An 18264-nucleotide genomic window follows, 5' to 3' on the forward strand; every position below is an offset into this window, starting at 1 on the left:
GCGCATAAGCGGGCGCTGGTCTTGACGGCACGCAAGTTGGTCGGCGTGGTCTACGGGATGCTGACCCGAGGCCAAATTTACGACGAAAGGAAGCTGATGCCGCACTAAGGGGACCGACAACCGATTTGCCATTTACTACCACCTCCTTTCTGGACGGTTTAGTTCAGCCTGGCTTTTCCCGGCTGTCCCGTGAGAAAAATGGATCTTGACATTTAACCGCGGGACTTTCACATCATCCCAAGGGCGGAAACGGCATCCGCGGCATACGCATGCGCCCCTTCTTGCCCTTCATTTGCTTCATCATCTTTTTGATCTCGTCAAACTGCTTCAAAAGGCGGTTGACTTCCTGGACCGTGGTACCGCTGCCGCGGGCAATGCGAAGCCGCCGACTGCCATCGATAATCTCCGGCCGCTGGCGCTCCTTCTTGGTCATGGAATTCAAAATCGCCTCCACGCGCACCACACTACGGTCATCCACCTTGTCCTTCATCTTAGCCATCTTGCCGCCCATTCCCGGCATCATCTCCATAACCTTGGAGAGCGGCCCCAGCTTTTTGACCTGATCAATCATGGCGCGAAAATCATCCAAGGTGAAATCCGCCTTGGTAATCTTCTCGGCCAATGCTTGAGTATCCTCACGATCCATGGACGCTTCGGCTTTTTCGATCAGAGTCAGAATATCGCCCATGCCGAGAATCCGCGATGCCATGCGATCGGGATTAAAAGGCTCCAAATCTTCCAGTTTCTCACCGGATCCCACCAGCTTAATGGGCAGCTGGGTTACCTCACGGATGGACAAGGCGGCGCCACCACGCGCATCACCGTCCAGCTTGGTCATCACAACCCCGGTCAGCGGCAAGCGCTCCTTAAAGGCCTCGGCGACTCGCACGGCATCTTGACCCGTCATGGCGTCAACCACCAGCAGCATCTCGTTGGCCGGGATGCGGGCATTCATGGCTTCCAGCTCGCCCATGAGGTCGTCATCAACGTGCAGACGGCCTGCGGTGTCGATGATGATGACATCTTTGGCCATGCGCCGTGACGCGGCTTTCCCCAGCTCCGCCAACTCCACCGGCGTCTTGGAAGGCTCGGTGACAACCGGCACTTGAATCTTGTCGGCCAGCACCTTCAACTGGTCTATAGCAGCGGGACGGTAGATGTCGGCCGCCACCAACAGCGGCTGCCGGCCTTGATGGCGCAACATACGCGCCAGCTTGGCGCTGGCCGTCGTTTTACCGGCACCCTGCAGCCCGACCATATAAATCACCGTAGGCGGGTTCGAGGCCATGTGCACACGTTCCACGTGAGATCCCATCAACTGTATCAGCTCATCGCGCACAATGCGGATGACCGCTTGATCCGGCGTCAGGCTCTCCAGCACATCCTGACCCACAGCGCGGGCCTCAACGCGGCCCAAAAATTCGCGTACCACCTTGAAGTTGACGTCAGCTTCAAGAAGGGCTAGACGCACCTCACGCAATGCCTCTTTGACGTCCGCTTCGGTCAGGCGCCCCTTGTTGCGCATCCGTTTAAAGGTTTGCTGCAATTTTTCTGTCAGCGCGTCAAACATCCGTCAAGCCCTCCTCCTCCGCCCACTGCTCAACCACGGCGCGAACCTCGGGAACCCCTTTTAGGGCTGCCAGAAGCGTGCGAAAGCGGTCTCGGCGGCGCTCATTGGCTGCCAAAAGCCCCAACCGCGCTTCGTAATCTTCCAGCAGTTTTTCCGTACGATCCAACAAATCATAGACGGCCGCCCGGGAAATTTTGCGGGCCTCGCCAATCTCCGCCAGCGACCAGTCCTCCATGTAGTAGAGCTGCCAGACCTCCTGCTGATGATCGGTTAAGAGCGGTCCATACATATCAAACAACAACCCCGCGCGCACGCGATCCAGCGACTTGGCCGTCCCTCTCTCCTCCTGTTCCTGTCAAGGTTTTTCCCTTGACAGCCTTATCGATTGTACTGTCTTCAGCCCTAAATGTCAACCGACGATGGAAATACCATAAAAAAGGCCGCCCTACCGAGCGGCCGTCATCTTAGAAGCGACTTAAAACTGACTCGAAACCGCACTGTCCAGCGTCTTCGCGCGACTCTCCTCGATTCTCTGAATCGCCTCGTGAACGTCTTGCGACGCTCCATGGGTAAGTTTCAACACCCGACTCCAGTTGACCACCACCGCATGTGGAGGCACGGCACCGCGCCGCATGTGGCTTCGCAGGAGACCGGTGGCCACCACCGCCACGTGCTCTGAAAATCCTTCGACTTCATAATGGCCTAGGTGGGTGATGCGCACGGGGTAGTCTTCGAGCCGATAAACCCCTTCCTTAATTTCGAACCGTACTTCCCACGCCTCGTCATGCCACTGTACGGAACGCACCTTCACCAAGAGGCGCCCCCTCCTTCCCACTGTCGCCATGGGAACTCAAGCCCCGGCTTACACACTCTCAGCGATATTATATCCGAGATCGGGTGTAGCGCCGGCCGATTTCCACCGAAAAAGCCATCGTCGGCCTCCCATCGCCAACGCCACGAAGCACCGCTGCCACACCGTTCCAGGCACCGGCCGCCAATACCTTACATAAATTCTGATGAATTTCCCCGTATTCCGCCGATATTGATAACCACTTAGTCATATTCACGTCAATATTTCCGATTCTCATGTTAGCTCTCTTGACATACCTTACACAACATCCTACTATTTCTCATTAATATACTAAAGAAAGGGGTTTAACCCATGCTCATCCCGTCTCCGCATTATTTGAATCCCGGGGACAATTCCTGGCAGCTGACCGCGGCCACATTTGTCGGCCTGCAAACGGTCCCCGGCCTGGCCATCCTCTACGGAGGCATTGTCAAGAAGAAATGGGCCGTGAACTCCGCGATGATGGTCCTGTACGCGTTCGCGATTGTCATGGTCTCCTGGGTTCTGTTTGGATTTAGCATGGGTTTCGGCAGTCCGCTCAAACTAGGGCCTGGCATCTTGAGTGCGCTTGTCGGCGTTCCCCACCCAGTTCTCTCGAATCTCTACCTACAGGGCCAGGCTTCCGTTCCCCTATTGAACGGCTTGATGCCTTCCTTACAGTTCCCTCAATCCTCACTGATATACTTTCAGTTTGTGTTCGCTGCCATCGCTCCCGCCATTTTAGCCGGCGGCGTGTTGGGTCGTATGAATTTCCGGGCCTGGATGATCTTCGTTCCTGCGTGGTCCACCCTGGTATATACCGTCAACGCGTTCATGCTGTGGGGCGGCGGATGGCTCAGCCAATTAGGGGCGGTCGATTATTCGGGTGGATATGTCATCCACGTCGCTGCTGGCATTTCCGGCTTTGTCGCGGCCGCTGTGGTTGGACCGCGTCTGGTTGGAGACCGGCGCGACTTCAATGCCAATAATCTGCTTCTGGCTCTCGCTGGGGCGGGCATTCTATGGCTTGGCTGGAACGGCTTCAACGGCGGTGACCCGTATTTCGCCAACGCCGATGCGGCGGCCTCGGTGCTCAACACCAACATCGCCACCGCGGTTGCCTTAGTGAGCTGGCTGACGCTCGACCTCTGGACCTCCAACCGCCCATCACTCGTCGGCGCGATTAACGGCATGATCTGCGGACTTGTCGCCATTACCCCGGCCGCCGGTTACGTTAATGGCTATGGCGCCATCTTCATTGGTGTCGCCGCCAGCGTCATCCCCTGGATGACCATGCGCTGGCTGCCGCGCACCCGCTTCTTCGGCAAAGTCGACGATACCCTGGGGGTCTTCCACACCCACTTTGTCGCCGGTGCCATTGGAGGACTGATGACGGGCATCTTCGCTGATCCCCACATGCTCGAATATCTTGGGATACACACCGCCGGAGCGGCTGTGACCGGTCTAGCCTATGGCAATCCCCATCAACTCTGGGCCCAATTTGTGGCGCTGCTGGTCATCGTCGCCTATGACGGAGCCATGACTTGGGGGATTTTGAAACTCATCGGTCTCGTCATCCCCCTCCGTGCCAGACAACCCGAGCTTATCGCGGGTGATCGGGAAATCCACGGGGAGATTAGCTCCAGTGTTGAGAGCGACGAGGGCGACGACGAGGACGAGGTTGCCTTCGGAAGCTTCTAGCAAGGAGACCACAGAAACCGCATCGGAGGAGGTTGGCGATGTCATCGTTCGAGATTGTGCCGTCGATTCCCGTCGCCTACGGCCGCGTGATTAGCTACGAACCCGTCCCTAATCACGGCCACAACCCGTTGGCGGCCGCGTGGCACTGGATTTCCCAGGGCGCTCAGCGCATTCATGTCGAAGAACTGAGCCTAAGCCATCACGCGTCGCCGGCACTGCTGCTGGGGTGCCGTCCCAGTCTGGTGCCTGTCCAAGTCGGCGGCGGGATACGCGACCCAGATTATGCTCGCGTGCTGCTCCAACAAGGCGCCGATCGACTGGTGATAAGCCATAGCTGGCGCACACCAGAGCTCTTTCGGATGATGGCTGAAGCGGTCCCGCCATCCCACCTGATGGTAGCCGCCGGCCTCGATGAAACCAGCAGCCCCCCCATTCAGACATCACTTAGGCATGCAAGCGCTGCGGGAGTCCGCGACGTGCTGCTGATGGGAGTCTGGAGCACCCCGACCGTGTTCCCGTCTCAGACAAAGGCCGTGAAGCGTTGTCAGGCTGAGGGACTACGGGTTTGGGCAGCCGGTGGAATCCGTCACCTCGAAACGGTCCGGCGCCTGAAACAACTGGGCATATCCGGCATCATGGTCGGAAAGGCGCTCTATGATGGTTCGCTCAGCTTTGAGTCATTAAAGCAGTTGGCTGATCCCCCGTTCATCAACGGCTAACAACCCAGAAAATGCGTGAGGCCGGTGCACAGCCGGCCTTACGCATGATGTCCCGTAATGACGCGAAGGCCGTTACCCTGCGTTTTCGGATTCCTCGGGCATGAGCGGCTCATCGAGAAACTGTCTCAGCCCCTCCAGCACGCCTAACGCACCTTCGTAGCGTGCACGAACAATCACCGGTGGAAGCGATTCCTTAATCTCCAAGGTGCCGTTGGCGACCAGAACGCCCCGGTAGCGCCCCTCCATCAAGTCGACATCGTTTTCCGCATCACCGGCCACAAAACATTGTTGAGCGCGCAAATTCAACCGTCCCAAGATGTATTTCAGAGCCCGGCCCTTGAAGGCGCCACGAGGCACAATGTCTAACCGGCGCTCCTCGTCGTTCCATAGTGTTCGGTGCATCACCCCGGCCCGGACCAATCGCGTTCGGGCTTCGCCGAGCGCTTGATAGCTGTCGACGCGGTAGGCCAGACGCCAATGCGAACTGCGCCCCAGGTACTCCACCCCCGAAACCTCATCGAGGGTGCGCATTACGCGTCTCGGAGACCAATCACGGCGCTGTTGAAACGCCCAGGATTCGTCAACCCGCAAGTCTGGACCCCAGTACACATCCGCTCCGATATCGGTCGCCAGTGCCAAAGGCTCCGGAAACCCATGCCTTTTGAGCATCGTCTCGGCATTGGCGCGGGTACGGCCCGTGAGGTAAATGACCCCAATCTCAGGACGCGCATGGAGAAAAGCGGCCAGTTCCGCTTCGCCCCCGCAACCGATTAAGGTGCCGTCAATGTCAGAAGCCAACACCCACTTGATCCCTGCCATTACCGGTCACCTCCTGATAACAGGCCACCATCTGCTCGGCCATATGCGCCACCGTATGAGAGCCATGAACCTTTTCTTGACCACGACTTCCCATCCTACGAGCCTTGGTGGGGTCTGCCCACAAGTCGAGAGCCTGTTCCCAGAGCCCCTCCATGTCATTGCGCTCAACTAAAAACCCGTTCGTCCCGGACTCCACCCAATCTTGCACACCGGGTACGCGGGTACCCACAACCGGCACGCCCGATGCCAAGCTTTCCAACACCGCCATGCCCAGAGTAGGCCCTTGGTTGGGAGCCACTAACACTTGCGAGGCAGCGATATATGGCGCCACTCCGCGATGCGGCATCCCGCCGACAAACTGCACGTGCGTGCCGAGCCGTTCTTTCAGGACTCGGAGATCCGCCAAAACGGGCTCGCCGTGTTGGACCTCCCGACGCGTGCCTCCTAGTACCAGAAGCACAAAATCCTCGGGCAGATCTCGTCGGCCAAGCGATTCTAATGCCTGACGCAAGCCGCGTGCGAGCTCAAGCCGTCCCACATAAATGACTGGACGACGCTTCAAGCTTAGCGTTCGCAGTACCGGACCAGCGTCTCGGCTGAAAAATTGCGTCGGATCGACGCCCGGCGGGACAACATAGACCGGAAGTGACGGGTTGGCCTGGTGAATAATGTCCGCCTCGCTGAGGTACGACACCACCACTGCGGTCGCCTCACGCAACAGTCGACGCTCAACCTCCACCCGCTCAGTTTGCAGCATTTCTCCAGGGCGCTGGGTCCACTCGGCCATCTTCACTGGCGAATGGATCCAAGGAAGGCCGGTTTCTTGATGAATCCGTTCCGCCACCAACCCGCTAATCCAGTAATGGCTGTGGATCAGTTGATGCGACCGCCCGCTTTCCTTAAGCCAGGCCAATGCCTGCTCGCTCAGCGCATCGACAACCTCTGACCAGCCCGCTTCATTGTTTTTCTCCAGTCCTTCCTGAAGACGTACCACTTGCCCCAAATGGCCCAGACTAAATTTTTCCGGCCACAACGGGTTTTTCTGCGCGGTGAGCACATCCACGCCGTAGCCATGCGCTTGTATGTGCTTAACCAGTTCCCGAATAAGTATCTGCTGGCCGCCGACCGCCCCGCTGTCACCATAGGTGAGCGGATCGGCATGCAGGGAAATTTGTAAAACACGACGAATCATCAAGCATTCCTCCCTCAAAAACCTGGGCAGAAAAAAACCCCAGGAACCCCGGGGGGAGAGGGACACCGATATGGGAAGACACCTTGAGCCCCCAACGCCTACGAAGTTAGCTGACGGGTTAGGGCCGTGGTCGTGCCCCTTGTTAAAACAATTCACCCCGATCTGACTGGGTCCTCCGCTTCACACGAATTCGGCGCTTTCAAGGTACCTCCATTATATGCCGACTGGCCTCCCGATTCAATCGGGCGATGGCCTGGCCGCCCATTTGCTGCTTAAAAATTCCTGATATCTCCAATTCGCGATACCATAGAGAAAAAGTCGGATAAACGAGGACTCCATGGTGCCACTTCATAATCTCGTACAAGAAATTTTGACATCACGCCACATGACCCATCACTTCCAACCCATTTGGAAAGCCGAAGACCGCACCCTTCTTGGTTTTGAAGCGCTCGCCCGTTTTCCTGATGCCCCGCCCGACGCCGTATTCCGGGCAGCGGAGGAAAGCCATCTGGGTGTCGCCTTGGACCGTCTGTCGGTTCAAGAGGCCCTCCGCCAAGGCCAAGCCCTGCCGGGCCTCTTGTTCGTCAACTTAAACCCCAACCACTTAGGCCAATCCGAGGGACCGTTCGGCTCCGTTGGTTCCGCCATTGCGGCCTTTCGTCGTCGCCGCGCCGTGGTCATGGAAATCACCGAGCAAAAAGTGGAAGAACGCAACCAAGTAGCGGCCGGCGTAGGGCGCATGCACCGACGCGACATTAAGCTAGCCTTAGACGATGCTGGCACTGGCAAGTCCGATGCTGCCCGCCTGAAGTGGATCCGCCCTCGCTTTGTTAAAATTGCGGGGAGCGTCATCCAACAGTGGGCAGCCGGCAAGCCAGAGCCCCTTTTGCGCTGGATTCGGCTCGCCGGGGAAGTGGACGCCGAACTCATCGCGGAGGGCATCGAAGATGCCTCCCTAATAGCTCCCTTGGCTCAATTAGGCGTCCACTACCTCCAGGGATTCGCGCTGGGAAAGCCCCAGCCCGCGGAATTTTGGCTGAAGACGCTAAAGGCGATGGACCGGAGCCAACTGGAGTCCGCCCTCAGTGTTTTCTTGCCGCCGGAATGGTCGCCGTCGGCCCCGACCGGCTCACCCTTGTTGACGGTGCAAGAAATCGGCGACATCATGTACAGTTTGTGGCCTTTTCCCGCCTTTATCGTAGACCGTGACAACCGCTTGGTGGGCATGAACCTCCGGGCTGAGAGACACTTTGGAACGTCGTTGGAACATGTGGCGCTGGCCTCCGCGGAGGAAGCTCTTGGACTCGCGTCCGACGAGCCTGGAATGACACGCGTTTCCGTTATCCTGCCCGGCGACTTGGGCGTAGGTGAAACGTTGGAGCAACGCGTGCGCGTTCACCGCAATGACGGCCAGAATGTGTCAGCCCGCCTCATGTTGGTCGGCATCCGCATTGGAAACCGTCCGGGGCTCTACAAGTTGGCGACCTTAATTAGCGGATCGCCCGACAATGCGCTGCCCGCGTTGTTGGGCAAGGATCCAGTGAGCGGTCTGCCCACGCGCGCCTGGTGGGAAAGCGAACAAGCCGCCTGGCGTCATGTTGAGGGGGCCGTTATTTTTTTGGACGTTGACGGCTTGAAGCAGGTCAATGACTTATTTGGACATCTCGAGGGAGACCGCTTGCTGGCTGATATGGGCCGCATCATCCACGGTCTCACCGAAGAGCATTCGGCCGTGGCGGTGCGCTATGGCGGCGATGAATTTTTGATTGCGATTAAAGACACCACCGAAAGTCAAGCCGACTCCTTGGCGCGAAAATTAGCGGCCGAGTTCTCCGCCGTTGAGAGTTCCTCCTCGAAGGTCCCGGCGACGTTCTCCTATGGTGTGGCCGCCTTCCAGAAAGGCGGGCTTCAAGACGCAATCCGTTTGGCCGATCGACGTCTTTATGAGCATAAAGGGTTCTTGTTGACCACGCCCAACGGATCTAAGCTCGTGCTCACCGCCAACGGCCGTCGCGCACTATGGCAGCCCATCGAACAGCGCCTGGCTGCTGGGTTGTACCTGGATCGGCTGGTCCAACAAACAAAAGCACCGGCCATTCGCCGAGCTTTCGTCGATTTCATCAATCCGGAGCCGGGCCTGGCCGTGGTTGAGGTTAACGCGGGGCGCGGACAAGTCGGTTTTGTCGGAGGACTTTCAGAACGATTGGGTAGCGAGGCGCAATATCTCGGGGCGGATAGCAACGGCCAATATTTAACGCGTCTCTATCGTCAATGGCAGCGCTACAATCCCCGAGCGCGGGTGCACTTCTTGCGCACGCCTGCCGACCAGTTACCCATCGTGAGCCAATCGGCCGACTTGACTCTTCTAGGCTGGGCCCTCCCTTCCGGCGAGGCGGAGGAGGTCCTCCGGGAAATGGCTCGCATCACTCGAAGCGCGGGCCAGGTCGCCTTGGCCATGATTCGCCGCGCCGAGTACAGCGATCCCATTGAGAAATTATGGAACCATTTAGGCCACCCTGAACCCAGCTTAGAAGAGGAGGAACTCATGGCCCTGACCCAGCGCCACAACCTCTCCTTGATTCGAACCGGTGAAGCTGACGAAACCCTGGTCTTCCCCACCATTAAGGACGTAAGCGTCTGGTTAGCCAGTTTGGATGTCGAAGCGCATCAGTATTTGGAACTGACCGATTCAGGCCGATTCAATCTTGATGGACCTTTTGAGGTGACCGTCCACAGCGGATTTTGGCTCTTTGAACGGGGGGGCGACTAGTGCGGTTCCTCCATCCCTAAAATCGCCCGCACATAGCCCTCGGGATCAAACGTCATGAGGTCGTCCAGTTTTTCCCCCACGCCCACGAATCCGATGGGGATATTTAGGGCCTGGTGGATGGCGAAAGCGACTCCGCCCTTCGCGGTCCCGTCCAGTTTGGTCAGGACGATTCCGGTCACATTGACAGCCTCTTGAAAGACCCGCGCCTGTTCCAACCCATTTTGGCCCGTGGTGGCGTCAATCACCAACCACACCTGATGTGGAGCGCCTGGGCATTCCCGTCCCACCACCCTGGCAATTTTGCCTAATTCCTGCATTAAGTGGGCCTTGTTGTGCAAACGCCCGGCGGTATCAATCACCGCCAGATCCAGCTTTCGGGCTGAGGCCGCTCTCACCGTGTCAAAAGCCACCGCCGCCGGGTCAGCCCCCTCCACCTGATGGACCACATCCACGCCGGCACGGCGGCCCCATTCCATTAGCTGTTCGGCTGCAGCCGCACGGAAGGTATCGGCCGCGCCAAGAATCACAGAATGGCCACGCCGCTTCATCCGTTCCGCCAGTTTTCCCGCTGTGGTTGTCTTGCCGGTACCGTTCACCCCCACCATTAGCCAAATCGCCGGCGTGCCGGTCAACTCATAGGGATTGGGCATGGATTCCAACATGGATACCATGACTTGGCGCAACAGATCCAGCACATCCTCGGCACGCTCGGGCCGACTCTCCCGCACACGCTGACGGAGTTGGTCGAGAATGCTCTCCACCGCTTGGGCGCCCAAATCGGCTTCATAGAGAATTTCTTCCAGATCGTCGTAAAGGCTGTCTGACCATTGGCGTCCCCCCACCAGCGCCCGAATTTTGTCTCCGAGTCCGGTACGGGTCTTGGTCATACCCTGGCGCAGTCGCTCAAAGAATCCCGCCATCTTCTGTCCCCTCTTCAACCATTGTCATCCTGCGTCGACTCATGGCGCGTTGACCGCTTCCTGATCCTCCAACAGAACGGAAATTAGGCGACTCTGCCCCTGGCCATCGCCCGCCACACCCCACAACGCATCGGCCACCTCCATGGTTTGACGGTGGTGGGTAACAATCACATATTGCGTTTTCCCATGCAACGTCTTCACATATTGGGCGAAACGCGAGGCGTTGGCCTCATCGAGCGACGCCTCCACCTCGTCCAGCACCACAAAGGGCGAACGCCGCACACTCAAGAGACTAAACAGCCAGGCGATGCCCCCGAGAGCCTTTTCCCCACCGGATAGCAAGGACAAGTGGCTCGGGCGTTTTCCGGGTGGACGCACCCAAAGCTCCACCCCGGCATTCTCCCCTTCGAGCCAGGTAAACCCGCCATCACCTCCGCCATACAATTGGCGACAGGCCTCGTTGAAGGCGACCTCGACGCGCTTGGCGGTTTCGTTCACCCGCCGCTCCATCTCCTGGTCTATTTCCTTCAACGTGGCGTTTAATTCGCGACGAGCATCCTCCACGTCATGGCTTTCCTTTTCCAGAAAACCCTTCCGCTCCGACAGCTGCTCAAATAATGCGAGACTTCCCGGCACCACCGGGCCCAGTTCACTCAAGCTCAAGGCAATGCGGGCCAGTTCGCGCCGCGCATTGTCCTCTTCGCTGCGGCTCAGCGCTTCAACCCCTTCGGGTGCCACATAGGATTCAAAACGCACGGCAATTTCAATCATTTCTTGGCGCCAGCTGTTGATTTTCTGCTCCATGCGCCGATCATCCAGTTCCAGCACCCGCTGCCGATTCTCTAAGTCGAGCGCCTGCTGGCTTAGACGGTTGAACCGCTCCACCTGCTCGGAACGGGCGGCCTCCCGCCGTTGAATTTCCTCGCCCAGTTCCTTCAGTGACGCCTCGGCGGCCTGACGCTTCTCCGTGAGCGATGCCCGCTCTGTCCCATTAGCCTCCTGCCGCTCACGGGAGCGCGCCTCCTCCTCGTTGACGCGGAGAATCTCCTGGTCGATCCGCTCAGCAATCAGCTCCCGTTCGCGAAGACCTTGCTCACGTTCGCGAAGCGCGCTCTCCACCTCCCTCAGCTCGGTCTGGAGCGTACCTAAGCGTGCCACCAGACTCTCCAATTGCGAAGCCAAGCCGCGGCGTTTAGCCTCGGCTTCCCCAATCTTCTGCTCCAATCGGGCCGCCTCGGCCATGAGTTCCGACGGATCACCGACTTCCGTATCCAGGGCCAATTCCTGGCGCAAATTGAGAAATTGATTGCGGCGCTCCGCCAACAACTCCCGATTGGCGTCCATCTTCTGATCAAGCTCTTCCATCTCTTGTCGGGTGGAGGCCAACAATTCCTCTTTAGCGGCTACCAGCTTGCGCTCCTCTTGAACCCGCCGGGTGAGCTCGTCAAGCTCGACTTTTCGGGACGTCGCAGAATTTCGTTGAGCCAGCCGACTTCCGCCGGTGATGGCTCCACCAGCATGAACGACCTGCCCGTCGAGGGTCACCATCTTATAGCGAAAATGATGCAGCGGCCCAAGCCGGCTGGCATCGTCCAGCGACTGCACCACCAGCACCCGTCCCAACACATGGTGAACGGCCGGGCGCAAAGTGGGGGGATACGAGACAAGATCGGCCGCCCAGCCGACAACCCCCGGCTCCTTGCTCAAGCGCCGATAGTCGTCAACTGGCACGCGTCCCGCCCGCACCGTATCCAACGGAAGAAAAGTCGCGCGCCCCAGCGATCCGGTTTTTAGATAGCGTACCGCGTCCCGCGCCCGCTGTTCATTTTCCATGACGATATCTTGGTGCGAACCGCCCAAGGCAGTTTCAATGGCCAAACCCAGCTCTGCCTCGACCTCAAGGAGGCTTCCCAATGTGCCGATGACACCCGTAATTTGATTCTGATGCTGCCCGCGGAGAACCGCCCGAACGCCAGCCCCCAGTCCCTCGCCCTCTGCTTCCAATTGGTGCAAGGCGCGAAGCCGAGCCTGCCGTCCCGCCAGTTGATGCCGAAGGCTGTATACCGCCTGTTCCGTCTCGGTCTGAAACGCTTTCAAACGAGCTCGTTCCTCGGTGAGGCGGACCACTTCTTGGGTCAACTGCTGCACTTCGCGCTCGAGATTCTGGGCCTCGTGTTGGCGGGCAGCCAGCACCTCCAACACCGTGCCCTGATTCTCGCCCATGTGAAGCATTCCCCGCAGTCGTGCCAACCGCTGCTCCAAGCGCTGCCGAGCCTCGCGATCACGGGCGAGATTCGCATCCAATCCGTCCAACTCGCGGCGAAGGCTCTGGCGCTCTTCCTCGCGATGCTTTGTCTCTTGGACAAGCGCTTGGTGACGCTCGCCGAGAGCGATCGCTTCAGGAGCAATGGGACCAACTTCCGGCCGCTCGGCCTCCAATTCTGCGCGCTGCCTTTCCAGCCGCTCCAAACTTTCGTTAAGCCGAATCTCCTCTTCTTTGAGGTGTGAAAGACGGCTAGCCAATTCCCGTTCCGTAATGCGGAGCGCGGTTTGCTGCTCGCCCAACCGCTTCAGAGCCTCGAGGTCGCCGTCACCCTGGGATTGCAGCTCAAGAATCTCCGCCCTGACCGCCGCCCCCTTGTCCACAACCGAGGCGAGTTCTTGCGCCAGCGCCTGCCGCTCCTCCTCCACCCGCTGAACTTGTTCTTGCAGCTTGGCCTTCTTCTCCATGGCGCGGTGGTACTCGGTATAGTCCAAACGGCGCTGCCAATCCAGCCGCAAAGCCTCCCAGGACTGATATCGCGACTCTGCTTCAGCCCGCTCGCGGACTTCGTCCATTTGCCGGCCCACCTCATCCAGCAAATCGCCGAGCCGGACCAGCTTGGCCTCCGTTTCCGCCAGATGGGCCAGCGTTTCCTTCTTCTTTACTTTATAGCGGGAGACGCCGGCCGCCTCCTGCAACTGTTCAAGCCGCTCAAGCGGCTTCTGCAGGAGTGCTCCTTCCACCCGGCCTTGACTGATGATGGCGTAGCTAAATCGTCCCAAGCCGCTATCCAGAAATAAATCGGCAATGTCTTTCAACCGCGCCGACTGACCGTTGATGAGATACTCCGAATCGCCGCTGCGATAGTAGCGGCGGGTGACGGTGAGCGACTCCGGCCATAACGGCATCTCGCCATCATGGTTGTCGAATTCCAAGCTAACCTCTGCCATCCGCGCTGCGGGACGTCCGGGACCGCCTTGGTGGAGCAAATCCTCCCAACGCTCCGCCCGTAGATCGCGAAGCCGCTGTTCGCCCAAAGCCCAACGCACCGCGTCGACCACGTTCGACTTTCCGCCGCCATTGGGGCCGACCAACGCGGTAATTCCGGGCTTCAATTCCAAGGCCACATCTTTGGCAAACGACTTAAATCCGTAAATTTGAATCCGCTTCAAATACACAAAAAAACTCCTTCGGCAAGCTTTTTAGCGCGAAATTAATTCGACCAAAAGACGAATGCCTGTGCGGGTCTGACCATCGATGAACAGCTCAACGAATTCCGGCCTGACGGCCAGGTCTAAATCCTCCTCGGTCAAAAATGCGCGGGCAATAGCAATCGCTTTGACCGCCTGATTGACCGCCCCTGCGCCCACCGCTTGAAGTTCAAGCGGACCCGATTCTTTTATTACCGCTACGATGGCGCCGGCCACGCCTTTGGGCCGGGACGCAGCCGATACCCGCAAGGATTGCATATTACCCCACCCGTGTTCTTTAATCTATTCGCGGCCCAAAGCCGATTCCCTGCAATCGAGGCCCGATCTCGACAACTGGTGTACAGATTTCCTGTATCGGGCCAGAGGATTTATACACTGTTCCTGTAGAGGGACCGGCTTCTCAAAAGCGAATTCCCCAAGATGCAGGTTATCGACCAGATTGCCAATCTGATACTTGAAGACCCGCTCATCACCGCCTCGCGCATCGCCCGTCGACTCGGCTATGCCGAAGAAAAGACGGTCTATTATTGGTTGCATAAGTTTCACTACAGCGGCCTCAATGCTTTTAAGAAAGCCGTACTGCATGGTCAATATGTACCCAATCGCCCAGCCCTGGGCGAAGCGCCGGGACTTTACGGACGGCTCCCGGTCACCGACCGGTGGACCGCAGAGGGCAAGCCAATCTTTGACGGGGACACACTGGCAGTGCCCAGTGGAGCGCCCGCCGAACTTATTTGGCGCTATCCGGGACCACCCATGTTATCCATTCTTCCCCAAGATCTACTGGTTTTAAGCGCCTTCGATGCCAACTTCAAGAGCCCCTGGCTTGTCGTGCACGGCCCAGACGGCTTGATGCAACTCCGGTTGAGTGTGCAAACCGGTAGCCACCGCTTGGTGGTGCACCCCATCACCATGGAACGGGATGCCAAATCCCACCCGGTGTATCAAATCCTCCAACTCATCCGTCACTATTAGGCAATTGGTGCGAAAGCATTCCATAAACTTGGAACAAGCGCCAGGTAACGCCAAACCGGCATTTCTGGGTTTATGCTACAATTAACCGCAATTACTGTCATTATGCGCGAATGGTGTCATAAGAAATGACAAGGTTTGAAACTTTTTAGAGGAGCGAACGCCATGTTTTGTCGCAGCTGTGGGGAGAACATTCCAGTTGACAGCGTGTTTTGTCCGAACTGCGGTAAAAACCTTTTAGAGGTAGCAGAGCGGCGCGTACCACCCGAAGCAGAGACCGAGACTGACCCAATCTTAGAGGAAGAAGAGCCGACGATTTTTCGGTTCCGGCGCCGCCGCACCCATGAGGCCCCAATTGATGAGCCGGATGAGACCCCCGCAGATCTGTCCGCTGATGATGACGAGGCGCCACAGCGCTCATTTGACTGGCACCAATTTAGTGCCCGTGTAAGCTTAACCCGCCTGTTCTGGGTCGTTGGTTTAATTTTTTCGGCGGTGGGATTTGTGGTCGGGCTAGCGGGAAATATCCGGTCCGCCTTGGCATGGATTCTCTTTGGGCTGGTGCTGGTTGTGGCGGCACCTAAAGCCCCTGAGGCATCCCAGCAAAACGCCAATGCAGCGGATGATGCCGCTGAGTCTCCCACTGAACACGCCGAAACGCTCAACGAGGAGATGAGGGATTAGCTTGCGTTGTCCACGATGCGGCCAAGAAAACGCTGCTGGCTCCCAATTTTGCCGTCACTGCGGTCGCAAACTGCCCAAATCGGCCGTTAAGCCGGCCAAAAAGGGCCGCGGTGCCGCGAAAAAAACGGCCGAACCTAACGCCAAGGCCCCGCGCCAATTCCGTTGGGGCCGAGCGGTGGGCTTAGCCATTGCCGCGATGGCGGTTCTGGGCATTGCCGGAGCTGGTTACGAAACCTTGAAGGCCTTGCACAGCATGCCGCCGGTGGGGAACCTGGTCAGCCTTACCACGGCGGGACAGGATTCGGTTGTCTATGACCGATTTGGAAAACCCGTGGCCACCTTGCACCTTTCGACCAACCGCATCGACGTGCCTTTGAAGGACGTCTCGCCGAACATGCAAAACGCGCTGGTCGCCACCGAGGACCATAACTTCTGGAAAAATGATGGCTTTGACCTGCGCTCTATTTTCCGCGCCGCTTATGTCGACCTCTTGCACCGCGGTTCACTGCAAGGAGCCTCGACGATTACCGAGCAGTTGGCAAAGATGCTCTATTTGCATGACAACCGCTCCATCACCTACAAAATCCAGGAGATCATCTTGGGACTTGAGCTGGCACGGAGCTATTCCAAGCAGCAAATTCTCGACATGTATCTGAATCAAGTCTATTTGGGCGATGGCGCCTATGGCATTGCCACGGCGTCTAAAGCCTACTTTAACGAGAGCCCCAGTCAGCTGACCATTCCGCAGGCAGCGGTACTGGCGGGTCTTCCTCAAGCCCCGTCTTTGTACGATCCGATTACGAACTACAAGTTAGCGAAGGCGCGGCAGCTCGAGGTGCTGCAGGAGATGGCCAAGTATGGCTACATCAAGCCGTCTCAGGTCAAAACCTATTATGACGCCCCTCTGCACCTCTCGCCGCAGAAAATCACCACGGCGGGGCAAGCGACCCCATTCCCATACCCCTGGTATATCCAACACGTCATCCACGTTTTGGAAAAAAAGGGATTCACGCAGCAAGAAATTTATAACGGCGGCCTCAAGATTTACACCAAATTGGATCCCACCGTCTATAATATCGCCCAAAACGCGGTTGACCATTGGATGAACTACAACTTCGGGTCCAATCCCGACTACCAGGCGGCGACCATGGTGGAAAATCCCAAAACCGGAGCTGTTTGGGCTGTCATTGGCGGCCGCACCTACAGCACCGCCTTTGGTCAAGACTTGGCGACCAGCAAGCAGGCGCTGCGGTCAAGTGGCTCCTCCATCAAACCCTTGATGGAGTACACCGAAGCCATCATGCAGGGCTACACCCAGCTGTCGGTCATCAACGACGTGCCCACAGTCAAGGTCAACGGTCAGTGGTGGCCGAGGAACGACGATGGCATCTATCGGGGCTACATCGATCTGCGGGACGCGCTGGCCATTTCCGACAACGACGCCTCGGTCCATCTGCTGGAGCAGATTGGGTTGCAAAACGGCTACAACTTTGCCACCCAAAAGTTCGGCATCAGCACGCTGCCGGCAGTGGATGCGCAAAGTGCTGGCATTGCCATCGGTGGATTTGCCCAAGGGGGCGTCAACGTTCAGGAGATGACCCGCGCTTATGCGACCTTCCCCAACGGCGGAACGCGCATGAAGCAAATCTGGGTGTCAAAAGTGGTTGATGCCAACGGGTCGGTTGTCTACTCCCAAAAGCCCCAAGGGACCACCATTTTTAGTCCGCAGGTGGCCTACATCATGGACAAAATGATGGAGCGAGTGCTCTATCCGGGAGAATTGCCGGGCATTGGACCCGGCGCTTACCCCACGGGTGTGCAACTCGGCATCGGCCGCCCAGCGGCGGGCAAGACGGGAACCAACAACGGGGAACGCGACGCTTGGTTCATGGGCTATGAACCCCAAATGGTGGTCGGCGTTTGGGAGGGCAACAAGATGGGAGAATACCGTCAGCCAAGTACCCCGAACGGTCTGGCGTATGGTGACGTTGCCGCGGGTCCGATTTGGAAGCAAATTATGGAGCAGGTTAATCAGGCGGAACACATTCCGGTGGAACACTTTAAGCGCCCGAGCGGCGTGACGTACGTGTCAAACGTTTCCATCACCTCGGGCAAGCTGGCCAGTGCCTTGACGCCTAAAAACGAGATTGAGGGGGCTTGGTTCATCAACGGCACCCAACCGACTACGACCGGTCATACCCACGTAAGGCTGAAAGTCTTGGCCTCCAATCCCAAAGTACTCTGGCAGCCCGGCTGTGGACCGGCCATCTCCCAGGTGTTCCTGATCCCGCCGCCCAATTGGAAGGCTCCTGAGCCTAAGCCGTGGAGCTATACCCAGTGGCCGCCAACCCAGAAATGCACTCCGGGTTCGAGTCCGTCTGGAAACTCGTCCTCATCGAGCAGCCACTCTTCGCATTCGTCAAGCTCGTCGCCGCCATCGCGATCGACGTCCTCGCCGCCGTCGAGTCAAAGCCCCAGTTCACCACCCCCCGGGACGACCTTGCCCAGTTCGCCCCCCTCGTCCTCCGACAGCCCGAGCGGTGGTCCTAGCCCGGGCAACGGAGGGCCGGGAAATGGCGGCCCTGGCGGACCAAACGGTTAGAGATACCTGAAG

Annotated in this window: 15 protein-coding genes and 1 riboswitch; of the genes, 6 read left to right on the top strand and 9 right to left on the bottom strand. The window is 58.1% G+C overall.

Annotation, left to right across the window (positions count from 1 at the left end):
* Positions 1-232: 232 nt before the first annotated feature.
* The 4 genes from ffh to HIJ39_RS11445 form a co-directional block, all read right to left on the bottom strand.
* Positions 233-1570 (bottom strand): signal recognition particle protein, encoded by a 1338-nt coding sequence (gene ffh, locus HIJ39_RS11430; RefSeq protein ID WP_169099779.1) that lies wholly within the window; start codon positions 1568-1570, stop codon positions 233-235.
* Positions 1563-1883: a YlxM family DNA-binding protein gene (ylxM, locus tag HIJ39_RS11435; protein WP_338055155.1), complete on the bottom strand. Its 321-nt coding sequence runs from the start codon at positions 1881-1883 to the stop codon at positions 1563-1565. The genes ffh and ylxM overlap by 8 nt, the downstream gene beginning before the upstream one ends.
* Before the next feature lie 162 nt (positions 1884-2045).
* On the bottom strand, positions 2046-2384 hold the full coding sequence (locus HIJ39_RS11440) for a hypothetical protein (protein ID WP_169099781.1): 339 nt from the start codon (positions 2382-2384) through the stop codon (positions 2046-2048).
* 67 nt (positions 2385-2451) lie between these two features.
* The gene (locus tag HIJ39_RS11445; RefSeq protein ID WP_169099783.1) at positions 2452-2658 is read right to left on the bottom strand and encodes a hypothetical protein; all 207 of its coding nucleotides are present in this window, start codon (positions 2656-2658) and stop codon (positions 2452-2454) included.
* Between the two features lie 74 nt (positions 2659-2732).
* Between HIJ39_RS11445 and HIJ39_RS11450 the strand changes: the two genes are divergently transcribed.
* A complete protein-coding gene (locus HIJ39_RS11450) occupies positions 2733-4100 on the top strand; it encodes an ammonium transporter (RefSeq protein WP_169099785.1) in 1368 nt (455 codons plus the stop codon).
* A 38-nt stretch (positions 4101-4138) separates the two neighbouring features.
* Positions 4139-4819 (top strand): HisA/HisF-related TIM barrel protein, encoded by a 681-nt coding sequence (locus tag HIJ39_RS11455; protein WP_169099787.1) that lies wholly within the window; start codon positions 4139-4141, stop codon positions 4817-4819.
* Between the two features lie 72 nt (positions 4820-4891).
* Here HIJ39_RS11455 and HIJ39_RS11460 read toward each other — a convergent pair whose 3' ends face one another.
* Together HIJ39_RS11460 and HIJ39_RS11465 are read right to left on the bottom strand one after the other, a co-directional pair.
* A complete protein-coding gene (locus HIJ39_RS11460) occupies positions 4892-5638 on the bottom strand; it encodes an HAD family hydrolase (RefSeq protein WP_169099789.1) in 747 nt (248 codons plus the stop codon).
* Entirely contained in the window at positions 5607-6830 is a 1224-nt protein-coding gene (locus HIJ39_RS11465) for a glycosyltransferase (RefSeq protein ID WP_169099791.1), read from the bottom strand. The genes HIJ39_RS11460 and HIJ39_RS11465 overlap by 32 nt, the downstream gene beginning before the upstream one ends.
* 80 nt (positions 6831-6910) lie before the next feature.
* A riboswitch (cyclic di-AMP (ydaO/yuaA leader) is annotated at positions 6911-7036 on the bottom strand.
* A gap of 131 nt (positions 7037-7167) precedes the next feature.
* On the opposite strand from HIJ39_RS11465, the gene HIJ39_RS11470 reads away from it, so the two are divergent.
* A complete protein-coding gene (locus tag HIJ39_RS11470; protein WP_169099793.1) occupies positions 7168-9600 on the top strand; it encodes an EAL domain-containing protein in 2433 nt (810 codons plus the stop codon).
* Here the strand turns inward: HIJ39_RS11470 and ftsY are convergent.
* Genes ftsY through HIJ39_RS11485 form a run of 3 tightly spaced genes read right to left on the bottom strand, consistent with a single transcriptional unit; the run spans position 9597 to position 14252 of the window.
* Positions 9597-10520, bottom strand: a complete 924-nt coding sequence (gene ftsY, locus HIJ39_RS11475; RefSeq protein WP_169099840.1) for a signal recognition particle-docking protein FtsY — start codon at positions 10518-10520, stop codon at positions 9597-9599. The genes HIJ39_RS11470 and ftsY overlap by 4 nt on opposite strands.
* A gap of 39 nt (positions 10521-10559) precedes the next feature.
* Positions 10560-13961, bottom strand: a complete 3402-nt coding sequence (smc, locus tag HIJ39_RS11480; RefSeq protein WP_169099795.1) for a chromosome segregation protein SMC — start codon at positions 13959-13961, stop codon at positions 10560-10562.
* 24 nt (positions 13962-13985) lie between these two features.
* Complete coding sequence (locus tag HIJ39_RS11485; RefSeq protein WP_169099797.1) at positions 13986-14252, bottom strand: stage V sporulation protein S; 267 nt, start codon at positions 14250-14252, stop codon at positions 13986-13988.
* Positions 14253-14414: 162 nt separating this feature from the next.
* On the opposite strand from HIJ39_RS11485, the gene HIJ39_RS11490 reads away from it, so the two are divergent.
* The 3 genes from HIJ39_RS11490 to HIJ39_RS11500 all read left to right on the top strand — a co-directional run bounded on the left by HIJ39_RS11490 (position 14415) and on the right by HIJ39_RS11500 (position 18252).
* A complete protein-coding gene (locus HIJ39_RS11490) occupies positions 14415-14969 on the top strand; it encodes a hypothetical protein (protein ID WP_169099799.1) in 555 nt (184 codons plus the stop codon).
* 162 nt (positions 14970-15131) lie between these two features.
* Positions 15132-15650 (top strand): zinc-ribbon domain-containing protein, encoded by a 519-nt coding sequence (locus HIJ39_RS11495; protein WP_169099801.1) that lies wholly within the window; start codon positions 15132-15134, stop codon positions 15648-15650.
* Position 15651: 1 nt separating this feature from the next.
* Positions 15652-18252: a transglycosylase domain-containing protein gene (locus HIJ39_RS11500; RefSeq protein WP_169099802.1), complete on the top strand. Its 2601-nt coding sequence runs from the start codon at positions 15652-15654 to the stop codon at positions 18250-18252.
* Positions 18253-18264 lie beyond the last annotated feature (12 nt).

The sequence above is a fragment of the Sulfobacillus harzensis genome (assembly GCF_012933365.1).
In the GTDB taxonomy this organism is placed as follows: Bacteria; Bacillota; Sulfobacillia; order Sulfobacillales; family Sulfobacillaceae; genus Sulfobacillus_B; species Sulfobacillus_B harzensis.

Bases quoted from the DNA above. Each gene is read 5' to 3' on its own strand.
- HIJ39_RS11490 (WP_169099799.1), top strand. From the start codon at position 14,415: ATGCAGGTTATCGACCAGATTGCCAATCTGATACTTGAAGACCCGCTC.
- HIJ39_RS11465 (WP_169099791.1), bottom strand. From the start codon at position 6,830: ATGATTCGTCGTGTTTTACAAATTTCCCTGCATGCCGATCCGCTCACC.
- HIJ39_RS11460 (WP_169099789.1), bottom strand. From the start codon at position 5,638: ATGGCAGGGATCAAGTGGGTGTTGGCTTCTGACATTGACGGCACCTTA.
- ffh (WP_169099779.1), bottom strand. From the start codon at position 1,570: ATGTTTGACGCGCTGACAGAAAAATTGCAGCAAACCTTTAAACGGATG.
- HIJ39_RS11485 (WP_169099797.1), bottom strand. From the start codon at position 14,252: ATGCAATCCTTGCGGGTATCGGCTGCGTCCCGGCCCAAAGGCGTGGCC.
- HIJ39_RS11450 (WP_169099785.1), top strand. From the start codon at position 2,733: ATGCTCATCCCGTCTCCGCATTATTTGAATCCCGGGGACAATTCCTGG.
- HIJ39_RS11445 (WP_169099783.1), bottom strand. From the start codon at position 2,658: ATGAGAATCGGAAATATTGACGTGAATATGACTAAGTGGTTATCAATA.
- ftsY (WP_169099840.1), bottom strand. From the start codon at position 10,520: ATGGCGGGATTCTTTGAGCGACTGCGCCAGGGTATGACCAAGACCCGT.
- HIJ39_RS11455 (WP_169099787.1), top strand. From the start codon at position 4,139: ATGTCATCGTTCGAGATTGTGCCGTCGATTCCCGTCGCCTACGGCCGC.
- HIJ39_RS11495 (WP_169099801.1), top strand. From the start codon at position 15,132: ATGTTTTGTCGCAGCTGTGGGGAGAACATTCCAGTTGACAGCGTGTTT.
- HIJ39_RS11470 (WP_169099793.1), top strand. From the start codon at position 7,168: ATGGTGCCACTTCATAATCTCGTACAAGAAATTTTGACATCACGCCAC.